This window comes from Ferrovum sp. (assembly GCF_027317285.1).
Taxonomy (GTDB): Bacteria; Pseudomonadota; Gammaproteobacteria; order Burkholderiales; family Ferrovaceae; genus Ferrovum.
On record NZ_DAHVHV010000055.1, the window covers coordinates 1 to 13,417 of the forward strand.

Annotated in this window: 8 protein-coding genes; 2 read left to right on the plus strand and 6 right to left on the minus strand. The window is 48.8% G+C overall.

The features are described from left to right. The first annotated feature begins 143 nt into the window (after nucleotides 1-143). A complete protein-coding gene (locus M6F29_RS09965; RefSeq protein ID WP_298159255.1) occupies nucleotides 144-683 on the plus strand; it encodes a hypothetical protein in 540 nt (179 codons plus the stop codon). Nucleotides 684-726: 43 nt separating this feature from the next. Continuing rightward, nucleotides 727-1,047 carry a hypothetical protein gene (locus M6F29_RS09970; RefSeq protein ID WP_298159258.1) on the plus strand — a complete coding sequence of 107 codons (321 nt, stop codon included), beginning with the start codon at nucleotides 727-729 and terminating at the stop codon, nucleotides 1,045-1,047. A gap of 57 nt (nucleotides 1,048-1,104) precedes the next feature. Here M6F29_RS09970 and M6F29_RS09975 read toward each other — a convergent pair whose 3' ends face one another. From M6F29_RS09975 to M6F29_RS10000, 6 genes are all read right to left on the minus strand, one after another. Next, nucleotides 1,105-4,320: a site-specific integrase gene (locus M6F29_RS09975; RefSeq protein WP_298159261.1), complete on the minus strand. Its 3,216-nt coding sequence runs from the start codon at nucleotides 4,318-4,320 to the stop codon at nucleotides 1,105-1,107. Beyond that, nucleotides 4,317-6,800 carry a hypothetical protein gene (locus M6F29_RS09980; RefSeq protein WP_298159264.1) on the minus strand — a complete coding sequence of 828 codons (2,484 nt, stop codon included), beginning with the start codon at nucleotides 6,798-6,800 and terminating at the stop codon, nucleotides 4,317-4,319. Before M6F29_RS09980 ends, M6F29_RS09975 begins: the two co-directional genes overlap by 4 nt. A 56-nt stretch (nucleotides 6,801-6,856) precedes the next feature. Then, nucleotides 6,857-7,471: a hypothetical protein gene (locus M6F29_RS09985; protein WP_298159267.1), complete on the minus strand. Its 615-nt coding sequence runs from the start codon at nucleotides 7,469-7,471 to the stop codon at nucleotides 6,857-6,859. 338 nt (nucleotides 7,472-7,809) lie between these two features. Next, nucleotides 7,810-9,114: an ISL3 family transposase gene (locus tag M6F29_RS09990; RefSeq protein WP_298159270.1), complete on the minus strand. Its 1,305-nt coding sequence runs from the start codon at nucleotides 9,112-9,114 to the stop codon at nucleotides 7,810-7,812. Further along, on the minus strand, nucleotides 9,107-12,334 hold the full coding sequence (locus M6F29_RS09995; protein ID WP_366525992.1) for a type I restriction endonuclease subunit R: 3,228 nt from the start codon (nucleotides 12,332-12,334) through the stop codon (nucleotides 9,107-9,109). The genes M6F29_RS09990 and M6F29_RS09995 overlap by 8 nt, the downstream gene beginning before the upstream one ends. Next, nucleotides 12,334-13,359, minus strand: a complete 1,026-nt coding sequence (locus tag M6F29_RS10000) for a hypothetical protein (protein ID WP_298159274.1) — start codon at nucleotides 13,357-13,359, stop codon at nucleotides 12,334-12,336. The genes M6F29_RS09995 and M6F29_RS10000 overlap by 1 nt, the downstream gene beginning before the upstream one ends. Between the last annotated feature and the right edge of the window lie 58 nt (nucleotides 13,360-13,417).

Consider the following 13,417-nt stretch of genomic DNA (forward strand, 5'->3'; position numbering starts at 1 on the left):
CACAGGGGACTTGCCGGGCTTGTCCAACAAACGGTTCAGATCGTGGCTTGCGCACGATCTAACCTTGTTCGTTAAATGAGATCAAAAATTGGTTTAATGGGTTATGGGCAAAAGCAGTAAAAATTGAAAAAGACGATCTGACCATGGCTGAGGAACAGTGGAAACAGCGCAGAAGTGATCGTGTGAATATATCTGGCAAAGATGGGTTGCTTAATCAGCCACGATCCGCTTTGCTGGACAAATCTGCTTATGTTGTGATGTTTACCTCATGGGCATCTAAGGAAGCTGAAGTCACTTTCGAAGACCTGAAATCCGAGAAAAAAAATCAAATTTCAACCACGAAGTTAGATTTTTTTGAGAATTTTGATAATTTTGATAACATCCCTGATGACGCCCCATTTATAGCCGTGTATTTCGGCAAAAGAAGTGCGGTTAAAGTCACGGGACCCTACGAGCGTATTTCCAGTCTTGATAGGAAAATTTCGTATCCAAATAAAAAAGAAAAAGGCACATTACAAATTGTGAGAAAAGTAGATCTAATTCTTGGTTACAGTCTTGATTCACGTACAAAAAAGGTTATTGAAAATCACCTTAAAACACTTAAAGATGAATTTAGTAGTAAATTAAAAGATGGCACCGTGATTAAGTGGGCAGATGCTTTTGCTACCGATAGACAACAGTAAATAAAACTGCAACCTGGATACCCTTAGCGATTCGTATAAAGAGATGGCTGAAATCTTGAAAGGCAAGCTCGCCACACTTAGGGAATCTGCATTGTCGCTAGATATTGAAACTTGGGAGCAGGAATTTTTGAAAGGCTGCGAGGCCAGCGAAAGCGAGTTAACAAAAGATTGGAAGACCAATTGGCTTCAAAAATGTAACGGGAAAAAGCTCTTGCAATGCATTTGCGACAAGTATTCAATCAGTCGCGATAGAAAGGAGATTAAGAAGGAAATTATGCGTCGTATTCGTAGTCAACAGACACCCGAATGGCAAAGCGTGGATGCTCTATTGAGAGCAGCGATGGAGCAAGAGGGGCACGTATAGATCGAGGGGCTTTCGAAGCCTACAGCCACCTTGAGGGAATGGGGTTACTGGTTTTGTTCAGAACGTAGTAATGTAAGTCATCACCATTATGAACCTGAACGCCGGCGACCCTTCTACGGTGTTTCCATGTTTGAGGATGGGGGTGATTCCAAGCCATGGGCATGCCCAAGTTTTTCTGCCCATGGGGGGGTAGGATTTTTTAAGTTCTGAAGGATGCAGTTCAAGTCCAGTTCTCCACTGAGCAGTCAGCGCTGAACGGTTTGTCATATCGAATGATTCAATCAGCAACTGGGATTTTGCAAGACCCAATAATCTGAACCACTGTAGGTACAGTTTGGCCATCTCAGGGTGAGCAGGGTCTGTAAATAAAATCCCCGAAAAGTCAGCCCGAGCATGGTTGGCGTAATGTTCCAGAATTTGCATGGTTAGATCTCGGTGATCCTTGAGAACCTGGCACATCATTGGCTCCAACACCCGCAAAAATTCCAGATCTCTCTTTTCCCTTGGTCGGATTGGACAGGAAATCCGTTGCGTCATACCTGGCTGACGCTTGTCAGGGGTCCATGACATAAAGCGGTGTCTGAATTCCTTCCCTGTGGCAGATATTTTCATCTGGGAAAGGTCGCGAGCCTTCACCAGATAATTATTGAAATCTTGTGGGGTGACATCGAGCTTTGTTACCAGTTTTTCCACAGGAATTGCTTCGGTGTCATGGCGCAACAAGGCATTCCAGGTCAGATCCAGCTTGCTCTCCACGGGCCGTACATCCAGCGTTTCCCTTGTAAGATGGGGGTTGGATGATTTACAGGTGGGAAGCTTAGGTTGGGAGGACTTTAAAAGTTTTGATACCCACGAATGGAATCCATTGCTTTCAGTTCGATTACGAATTGCAGTGGACCAGGGTTTGCCGGAAGCATTGACGATCGTTGATTTTGTCGGAGCAATACTGGGATGCATCAGTTCTGCAGCGAGACAAAGATCCAATACATGAACATAATGCTCCATACTAATATCTGGCCCGGAGTGCCCGAGCAGACTCGCCACCGCCCAAGGATCTCGCCGCGAGATTCTGTCGTGATTGTACAAAGTGCCTCTGAAGTTGTACGAAAACATGCTTTCAGGTGTAAGGGATTTGAACGAATCCGGTGGGGACGATGGCTCTTGAACATAAAGCCGAAAAAAATCCTTTGGTAATAAGCTACCCAGAGAAGCGTTACCCGAGCTGTTTTTTGCCAATAGTAAAACCAACCGACTTGCAAAGGAATGCCGCAGGTGATGGAAACGAATACTCGGATCTCCTGTCCCCTCTCGCAGGGTTGTATGCATTTCCTCGATGAATTTATCTGCCTCCAAACTTTTCTGGTTTTTAAGGGGAAGGGCAAATAAAAATCTGCTGTAAGGATCAGATTTTTCCTGCTTTTCTCTGGATGTTTTCCAACTCCTGAGCATGTTTAGATCGCCCGACGGCAAAAGGGCTTGTATAGGCAACTTTCGTGTGGCACTCGGGCTTTTCAGGCGTCTTGAGGCGTTCGGTCGGATAATGAGTTCTGCGGGATTGTGGGTATGTACATCTGCAAGTTCTAACATCAATACTTCGCTACGGCGCAATCCACAACGATACGCCAAGGTCAAAACTAACCAATGAATGGTCGCCAGATCCTTTTCCATGTCGGAATTTAACAAAATTTTTCGTCGCGCTTTGAGAAACTCGTATTCTGAAAGGATGTTGGCATCCACAGGAACCAGCCCAACCGTCGTGCCCAACACATCCTCTTCCAATGCTGGCACGCCCCGGTCGGCTTCCAAATACCTCTGAAATTCCCGCAAGATCCGTATGACTTTTCTGCGCAGGCCAATGGATTCAGCATCACTCAATACTTCTTCATAAAGGCTGGACCAGGACATCGAGTCAAATTCCCTGACCGATTCCATACCCAACAATCCTCCCAACCGTCTCGACACACCAATTACATAGTCGCGCATCGAAGACAGTGCAAACCGATATGACTGACCATTTTTTGCGTGCAATATGTACAGTGAAAAACCGGCAAACAGTTCGCCCGGATATCCGGGAGCAAAAACTTCATGGTTGGCAGCCAGAAGATCCTTGACCTGGTTGATCACGACCGCCCGATCATTACCTTTTAGATTGCGACGAAGTAGTTGGAGCCAACGCGATTCGATCTCTTCCTGCTCACCGACATCCGGCAATTCAAGTCGATCGACAGTGTCCGAAGTCTGCGTTGATCTGGTTTCAGCGACATTTTTCGGGGTAAGGCCGTGCAATCTACGCCAGACATCAGGTTTAAGCGAATGAGACACGAATTTTCTTGCGGCATAGTTGACCAGAAAAATCGGAATCCTGGTTTCCAAGTCCAGCTTAGTCAAGGCCAACAGTTGTGCCAGCGATCCGGGTAACTGGCCGCTTGATACGCCCGCATCCCGCAAACAGGCCTTGATACATCTCCAGAGATGTTCTCTCAGATTGCTTTTTTTGTCCTTCTGTAGCACATCAAAGGGAATGACTTGCCGAACGGAATCGCGTTGTATCCGTATGAGAAGAACCGAGGTAAGTGCATCCGGAAACCAACGCCTGAATTCGGAATTCTCCTGGTTTTTATAACTTAAAGAAAACTCCACATAAACGCGCCCGCCCGCGGAGTGCAGTACGGGTGCATCAGAAGACAGCATCCGAATCAGGCTTTCAAGAATACTGCTGTGGATGAGCCCCCCATGCACTATGGCGGATAACAGTAACCGTCCTACCAGAATTTTGTGGTGTGGGGGGTCATTGTTAGGGCTTTCTCCCTCGCCGGGCTTTCGTTCGGAAGTTTTGGTGGTGTCACGAAGCGCGTTGGCAAGCAGAGTCCGGAAATTTGATACATCCTCAAGGTGAGCCAGATCGGCCTTGGCAAAAGGATTGGCCTCCCCTTTGGCAATCATTGGTATCGGGGGTGGACAAAGTTTGATCGAAGATTGGGCGTTATTGAAATCAACCAACTTTCCCAACAAATGCATCACATTGACGGCCTGAACCATGGGTTGGAATCGAGCCATCAAATCTGCTGTGAGACGAGTCATGTCGTCTCGTGCTGGCATCTCGGTGATCTCCTTCCCCGACAGAAATCGTGAGTACGGGCACTTCTCACGATTATTCAGCCATTTCTTTAGTCGCAGACGAAGGTCTATCTGTTTCTGCGGCAACTGCAGGTCACCATTCCAGATTTGATTCTGCAACTGTGGGTCAAGTTGGAAACGGATGGGATGATTCATCGGGACAACTTGCTACGGATGACACGGTTTAACCCGATCTGCTTGTGAAGCGCTGGCAAGTATTTCTTCAGTTCGACAAGGTAGGAGCCAAAATTGAAACTGGAAAAACAACCATGTGGTTCTTCCCCCTGATACCAATGCCCCATCAGGGAATCAACCACCTCTGCAGTACAACCACGCTCTATCAATTCCGTCCGCAAAAATCGACGGTGGGTATTCGCTCGAACATTCAAATATCCCATCAGCAAAGGTTCGATCGATTTTGGTCTAACCCACTGTGGCCTGTTTTCTTCGTCCAGGAAAAAACAAGGTTCATTTGCTACATCTTCAGACCAAGCCCCCAGATGTGTTCGGACCGCTAACAAATGATTTTCATAAATCTCCATCTGCCTGATCAACTTCTCCGGTAACCAGACCAGACGGGTTTTAGATAAGGAGCCATCGTCTTTGTCTGCCAATTTGGCCAGCCCAGTTTTTCGATCAACTTCTTTGAGAGAAAGAAATGGCGTCTTGATTGCGCGGCAACTGGTGGAATAGGCAAAGAACTGGACCACATACAGGGTGAAAAGGTTGTGAAACCGAATAAACCCACTCTGGTCCGTATATTCCCTTGCGGCCTGAATATCTGAAACCAGACCAGCAAACATCTGTTTGACGGCTACAACTGTGGGACAGAGCCTTGCTCCCACTGCTTCGTCGATCGAAGATAAATCAGGTGTCCACATGGTCTGTTTCTTATAGTCCAACCCGGCAGCCTTACGAACGCGATCGTTGCGGGGAATGACGGAGTCGAGATAAATTTTTTTGAGGTACTGGATTTTGGGACTGGTATAAAACAAACGAACTCTGGCCAAGGGATGATCCGTGGCTGTAGTACAACTCGCAATCACTGGATCCCCTGTAAATTGATAGACCTGATGCCACAGGGTTTTGGCAATTCTGCCGGGTGACAAGCGTCCGTCAGGAAATTGGCCTTTAAGCCATTTCTTGGCTTGTTTATGAAGTTCATCCGAAGGAGTCTTGAACAGTTTTTGTCCATGGGCGTGGTTTTTACGCGCCTGGGTAATTCTCTCCACCGTTTTGAAGAGTCCAGGTATGGTGGGCAAAAACACCTGCTTTGCCAACGGCCTGAGTTGTTGAGGGGTACCAATGCAATCACTCTGGTACTCCGGCGTCATCGCCCTGAGAACCCAACAGCATTGCCTCTGACTCGTATCCAAGTAAATACCCAGCCCCAGCACAGGGGGTTGAGCAAGATCGCTGCGCCAGACGATGGTTTGCAATGCTCGCTCCACATCACTTCCCGACCAGAGCATGATAACCAACAAAAATAGCGTCTCAAGTTCTTTTTGTGCCGCGTTTCCCCATTGCTGACTTAATAGTCGACCGGTCTCAATTTTGATTATTGTTCGAAGTTTGGCTATTTCATCGACCGTCAAACCCTCGTAGCTCCATGGGATCAATTGGTTGGCTTTTTTCAGGTGTCTTGCTTTTGCCAGAGCGACACGAGCCTGTGCCCCCAGATCAATTTTCCCCTCGTCACACGGAAAGTGGTTGAGAATGGCGATTTCATCCTGTTCACTTTCGTCAGGAGCAATATCGCTTTCCAGTTCTTCAATCTGCTTCCTTTTGCGCAAAATTTTGCTGGAAACAATATCCACCGATCCCCATTTAAATGCTGGATCTTCACCCTCATCCAAAGTTCTAGGCTCCAGCAACAATCGAGAAGCCACTTCCCACCGACCACCGACCCACTTGTGTCCACCAGACCCTCCACCTCCCCCAGCGTAGTGATCATTCCAAGGGCGTTGTCCCCAACATTTTTGTAGAAATCTCCAAAGATTTTCCCGATCACTCTGGATTATCGTGCTGGATGGTTCCGTAAGAAGCTCCAGGGAAAAAGCAAACCCATCGGGGTCCTGTGAAACAGGGAGCACTTGAAGTTCATGGAGATATTTTTTCTCACTCAGCCGCCTCACAGCAAGGGCCGCATGACTCACACTATTTTCAAGCGGATTCCATGGCCACTCTGTGGCATTTTCATACCCGGCTCTGGTGGACTGTTCCCGTAACTCGGTAGCATAGGCGAGCAACAGTTGGCCCACCAGCAATATAAATGGGGTATCCAATGGAGCTTGAGGGCGGATTTCCGTCAGAACCGAGTAGAACGGATACTCTGTGATGCCCGACCCACTTAGCGGATTCCGACCAGTCGAATTATGTTGCTTATCCAAATGAGGGCCTATTTCTGCCACCAGAATCTCTTTTTCAGAGAGAATCCATTCCAAGGCAGTGCGCCACTGGTTGATCCCTATGGCGTGAACTTCGGCGCTCCAAGATGGAGGCGCATTATCCAAAATCCGAATCAGAGTATCGGCAGCAACCGTTAAAGATAACAGGTGATCGGGGGCGGCTGTCAGCCACAGCATATCCCGAATGAATTCGGGATTGATTCCTGCATTCCGAGCCAGTACCAGCAAATTTTGATGATATTGGCTTAATTTCGGGGCAACAGGCTGTTGTTGGGAGTTGGTACTTATAGTTCCGGCTCCTCTGGGGCGCAAACCGGCTGTGGTTGTCTTGGTTCTTGGTCTGCACAAGGTTGTTCATCAGCAGTCGAGGCTTGAGGAGCGAGTACTCCCACTTTCTTTTCGATCCTGAGGGTTCGTCGATCCACACCAAAAGTGGCAGCAATCAATTTTTCGAGTTGAACCTTGGACCCTGTCAGGTAGTTTCGATCTAGGGCGCGGTCTGCGATGGCCATCATTGTTCGGGCTTCTCGGTGGTTCAAGGCCAGGACATTTCCGAACAAAATTTCAGCCACTGCCCGGCGGGTGAGATCCTTATGGGGAATGGCTTCTTCAAGTCGGACGGCGATGACTTCATCGTCAGGAAAAACGGCCTTCGCAATGTGGAATAACCGGATGTTTCCACTACATACCACCCCATCGCGCAATTTGGTGACTAGGATCGGGTATACCTCTAATAGTTGAACAAGTTGGGTAGGCAACAAATGTCTACTTGCCGCGCCCAACGGGGGGATGGATAAATCCGACAGCAACTGCACCAGATCCGGGTGCAAACCGACCATATCACCGATCTTGAGCTGACCGGTCTCGGCGCGCGGTAATTCTGGTTTTCGCTTGGCCATTGAGCGCAGATACCTATGCTATGGGGCTCACTCAACCGAGAGCACCTATGGTCATAATATCACGCAATACTCGATACCATAAATCTATCGAACCAAATGACATCAATAGTCATTTAACGATATTCTTTGAGTTGAAAATATTTTCTTTGAAGTCGATGAATCGCAATGAATACAGCATTTTAAGCGCATTTGCATCGAATGTTGTCAATTGACATAATGGTGGTGCAGTGGATTCCGAAGCAGGGTCACAGGTTCAATTCCTGTCGAGCGCGCCAATTTACCTTCATCGTCAAGTTGTTCCGGCTATTTGCAATCCGAGGTTGGAAATACTGTAATTCCTATTCCAGTCCCCCTGCTTCTGCGATCTCGATCAAGGTTGGAATATGTGGTCCGTACTCAACTGTTTCGACAATACCCCTGGTTGAAACCGTATCCAGAGATGGTGTTGCTAAACGTACTCCGTTACCCACCTTGCGGGCATGTTTTGCATATAGTGTTTTTGCCCGGATGATTTCGTAACTGTAGCCGCGACCCATCCTGTTGGCTATTTTTATTAGACCATTCAGACATTCGGTATAAGCATTTGTGATCTGACTGGGGGAATCCCAATAGGCAAAGATGTCCTCGTAGTGATTATGAACGGTCTTGGCGAGACTGTGAAACCTTTCGAGTTTGTTTTCTGGAAGAGTGTTCTCCCATGCCTCAAATGCCCACTTGGCAGATGATTTATCCGGGTCGTCGTAAATCCGGTAGAAAGCCTCCTTGAAGTCGTAAGCCTCCGCCAATGCTGGGATACTCTGTCGAACAATCTCAAGCGCGGCATGTTCGGCAGGCGTGAGTGATGCCGGACGCTTCAGCGTGAGCCAGCGAATCGATTTCTTTACATGGAGACGCTCATCCTTGGTCAGTATCGATTGATACTTCTTGCGCTCTTCCTCCAATGCCTCTGATGCCATCTTCACGACATGAAACTTGTCGATGACCAAGCGAGCATTAGGGAGGTATGCACTGAAAGATTCATTAACCGGTCGCCACATGTCGGTGAAAACCCATTCTACTTTTTCTCTGTCGTGCAATTTCTCGAAAAACGGTTTCAGATAATCCTTAGTACGAAATTTCAGGATTTGGAAGATATTATTCGTCGATAGATTCGTGATAACGCAACGATAGTCGCCAGCCAAATTAACTTCATCGATTCCCATGATGACAGGGGTTTCGTAACGCACCGTTTGTTCCAATTCCTCGATCAAATCCTGAGTGATGTTCTTGATGGTATTGACGGCCAATCCCGTCTTCTGCGCCAGGCTGTGGAAGGTCATCCAAAGGCACCGTTGTCGAATGGCATCCACAAGACGTTTCGTCGCCCTGCGGCGTTCATCAAGGAAGATCAGTTCTGGTGTGAGCGTTTTACCGCAAGTATCGCAGCGATAGCGAGGACGCGTGATCTCCAGCCGAACAGGTTGCATCTGCATGGGCGTGTCCGCGAAGAGGTTGGTTCGCTTGCCGTGCCGATACAGCGGACGCGCACACTGTGGACATTGAGGTAGATCAACATCCAATGCCTCGGCAACGATGGTGATAACCCCACCTTCCCCACGGAAGTCCACCGGTTTGACGCCGGGGAGATTCAGGAGATCAAACACCCAGATTGTCCAGATCAATGGATCGACGGTCGCGGATCAGTTCATAGATCATGTCCGTCAGCGCTGCCATCGCTTGTCGATCCGACTTGAGGACCAGCGTGGCGAGTTTTTGATGTGAGGTGAGGGCTCGCACTACGCCCTGCTGCACCGCGCCCGGTAAGTTGCCTTTCAACGCCTGTTCACGGTTATTGTTTTCCACTTGGGCCATGACCACATCGCTTTCCCGCGCAATGGTGGTGATGTGGTTGACGAAAGTAGCCTGATCCCGCAACGGCGTGGTATCGCCAAACAGTCGGTTCAGGCGTTCGATGATTTCGCGCAGGTAATCCGGATCGTCCCCTCCTCGGGTTTTCCCTCCCGGCCCCACTGGTTTCAAGGTCGGTTTGTCGTCTTCCGGGTCTAGGTCTTCCTTGTTCTTGATGTCGAAACCGGTAAGCACCAGACCTTTGAGGTCTATGTTTTCAGGCGATTCACCGTTGAGACGCTTCTGGAGCAGTTTTGCGAAGGCAGCATAGTTCTCCAGTTCAGGATCACCCAGGTCGATCAGTTGGGCGATGTACGCATAGGTGCGGCAAAAACGTGCAAGACCACTCTTGAACGCCATGAGAGACTTGATCTGCTCGGCGTAATCCCTGCGCTGGTGATCAGCAGACTTCATCTCGGCTTCGTTGCCTTGACTGTGTGCCTTCTCGTAGGCCGCTTCCCATGTACCCACGGCCTCACGCAACATCTTCAGCCGCTGGTTAAAAAGACGGGTAGGCCGCTCCGTAGCAGCGTAGAGGACCTTGTGTTGCGGTTCCTGAGCTTGCGTAATGTCGCGTATGGTCTTGAAACGAGCCTCTTTGAAACTGGCAAGGTCATCGACCTCGTAGAGCCCCTGCCCATCAAGCGTTTCCTTGATCTCATAGACCACGTTGAGATCCTGCGCCTCATTGATCTGCGCCCCTTCGTCGTACATCAGGAATGCCCGCCGGACATTGGTTGGATCGTTCACGAAGTCAATGATGAATGTCTCATCCTTCCCTGGTGCAATACGATTCAAGCGTGAGAATGTCTGCACGATTTCCACATCGTTGGCAATCTTCTTGTCGATATACATCGCCACCAGTTTGGGCTGGTCGAAGCCGGTCTGGAACTTGTCGGCCACCAACATGACGCGATACTCCGGACGTTCAAAGGCCAGGCGCAAATCCTGCCCCACCACATCCGGGTTCATGCTGACCTCGGTGAATTCCTCATCCTCGTCCACCAGGAAAACATCACGGGCAAGACGCTCATCGTCAGCGTGAATCACCTGTTTGCCAGTGAGTTTGCCGGAGAAGGCTACCAATGAGCGAATGCTCGCATGTTCCGGGTGTTTCTCAATGTAGCGGTCAAAACCTTTCTTGTAGCGCACGGCGGCGGCACGCGAACTGGTCACCACCATTGCCTTGGCCTTGCCATCCAGTCGGTACTCGACATTCTTGCTGAAATGTTCAATGATGAATTGCACCTTCTGCGTAACATTGGTCGGGTGCAATGTCATCCACTGGGCCAATGCCTTCTTAGCCTGCTTGCCGCTGACCCGCCTGGTGTCTTCGACCTGCTTGGAGAGATTGAATGCAGTCTTATATGGCACATAACCACGCAGCACATCAAGGATGAATCCCTCTTCAATCGCCTGTCGCATCGGATAACGGTGGAACGACCGGGACATATTGGTCTTCGATGCGGGTTGTGATAGATCTGGCGGTCGTCCGAACAACATAAAGGTGGAGTGCTTCGGTGTGGCCGTGAAGGCAAAGTGGCTGATGTTCTTCGGTCGAACCCGTGATTTCTGAAGTTGTTCCAGCAGTTCTTCCACAGTCAGTGCCGCCATCTCACCCTTGCCGCTCATCGACAGCGCGGCCTGAAGTTTGTTGGCCGTCGATCCAGTCTGCGAGGCGTGGGCTTCATCGATGATCACGGCAAAGTTTTTGTCCTTCAAACCCTCCTCGGTAACGATGGTCTCCATCGCGTAAGGGAAAGTCTGGATCGTCACCACGATGATCGGTGTGCCAGCCAGCAAGGCTTCTGCCAATTGCTTGCTCTTGGACTTGGACGTTTTCTGCCGGTCAATGGCTGCGATAACGCCAAATTGATGGTCGATCTGCTTTACCGCGTCCTGAAGTTGACTATCCAGCACGGTGCGGTCGGTGACGATAATCACGCTATTGAAGATGGCTTCGCCGTTGTCGCGGCGCAGTTTGATGAGATCGTGTGCGCTCCAGGCGATAGTGCTGGTCTTACCGGAACCCGCGCTGTGTTCGCAGAGATACTGCATGCCGGGGCCATTGGCCTTGGCATCGGCCACCATCGCATTGACCGCTGACCACTGATGAAAGCGCGGGAAAATCAGTGTCTCTTTTTTCGACCAGTTGCCCTTCAGGTCCACCACATCCTTCTTCTCGATGTAAACAAAACTGTGAAAGATGCGTAACCACGCATCGCGCTGGCAAATCTCTTCCCAGAAATAGGCTACTGGATATTCGCCATCAGTACGCAACGGATTACCGGCGTGACCATCGTTTCCTTGATTGAAGGGCAGGAAGAGGGTATTTTCTCCATCCAGTTTGGTTGCCATCTGAATGTCGGAATCCGACATCGCAAAATGCACGATGGCCCCTCGTTTGAAGGTCAGCAGCGGCTCACGGCGCTTGGTTTTTGGATCATAGGGCAAACGGTCGGCGCGGTACTGATCCATGGCTGCTTCAGCAGACTGGGTAAAATCGGTTTTCAGTTCCACCGTGGCAACGGGGATTCCGTTGATGAAGCACACCAGATCAATCGCCAACTTGCGTGCCGGATGGTACTGGAGTTGCGGCACGACTCGCAGGCGGTTCGCCGCGTAGCGCTTCAATACGGCCTCATTTCGCCGATCCTCCGGTGCTGCTTCGGAAAGGTCAATATGGCCACAGCCAGCGATAGCGAAACCGTTGCGTAGTACGTTCGTGGTGCCGTGATCTGCCAGCGTCTTGGCGAGGCGATCCATCAGCACTTCACGGGCGCGTTCGCCGTTATCCTTGCAAAGTTTTGTCCACTTCTCTGGTTGTGTGGCTTCCAGCCAAGAGATAAGGTCATCAGAGTACAGGGCACGCTCGGTGTCGTACTGGAGAGTGTTTCCGACCAGCCAGCCTGATGCAGCAAGTCGATCGACGATATAATTTTCAAAGTGGATTTCGCGATGGGCAGTATTCATGATCATTCTGGTTTAATGACATCGGTGTTAATCTTCACGAATACCCCTTGTGCCACAAATGGCGTCGCCCATTTAAAATTATCTTCTGGCGGTGTCGGCGGGTTTAAATAATTTATTTTGATGCTTGGCAATTCTTGATCTATCGCTAGAGACTTATCTGTTATCTCTGAAAAATACCGGATATTTGCATTGAATAAACCAGCAAACCAAAGCCACTTTGCTCTTGCTTTCGGATCCTCATGAGACAGGTTTTCCAAGATCGTATCCCGATATTTCTTTAAATAGGCATTGACATCACCTCGTGGATCAGGCAAATAACATTTTTCAGGATGTACACTATTCAGAATGACTTGCCCCGATTCGTTTTTTGCAAAAGTGGCGAATTTGACTCCCTCATTGTTTATAAACTCGTTGAGGTTCTGTTCCGCCGATTCGGTCAGTACAATCTGTGAATTAACTTCATTTTTTTCGCCATTGAATGCTTTTTGATAAGCAGTACCCAGAATATTGGAATCTGTTCGATACACATTACCTACAGCAATTGCACCACGCACCAAAAGGCCCATATCCAATAATGCGTGTGCAATCTGGATGGCTTTCATTGATACCACAACCAAAGCCGGATGAGTTGGATGTTCTAAAACCGGAGCTGAAACAATAAAGCCGTCAGAAATGCTCAAGCATTTCATTTCAAAAATCTCTGGATAAGTGGAATTTTTACCATCCGGTAATGCTTCTCTTGGGATAACCTCGCTAAACAGCTTGTCGAGTTGTTTCAATTTGTCCGAGTCCTTTTCAGCGTCCTCAACAAATTTTGAAAACCCCAAAATATCCAAGTATGCTACGGCATGAGGGCTAAATTTCATATTTGGCGCAACCCCCGCCTCCAACTCTCGAAAAAGTGAAACCAGATAGTCCTGCAACTTCTGTCTTGCCGCTACAAACTTTCGAACTATAGAATTGATTTCAGAAAGAGATACAAAGGTATCCGGACCCGAGAAAGTCTTTATCCTGAATCCGTGTTCCAAACCCTTAAAAACATATACAACCGTTTGAATTGATGAGATAATTAGTCATATTCATTCT

Coding starts and splice junctions, on each gene's coding strand:
- M6F29_RS09975 (WP_298159261.1), bottom strand. CDS start 4,320: ATGAATCATCCCATCCGTTTCCAACTTGACCCACAGTTGCAGAATCAA.
- M6F29_RS09965 (WP_298159255.1), top strand. CDS start 144: ATGGCTGAGGAACAGTGGAAACAGCGCAGAAGTGATCGTGTGAATATA.
- M6F29_RS09970 (WP_298159258.1), top strand. CDS start 727: ATGGCTGAAATCTTGAAAGGCAAGCTCGCCACACTTAGGGAATCTGCA.
- M6F29_RS09985 (WP_298159267.1), bottom strand. CDS start 7,471: ATGGCCAAGCGAAAACCAGAATTACCGCGCGCCGAGACCGGTCAGCTC.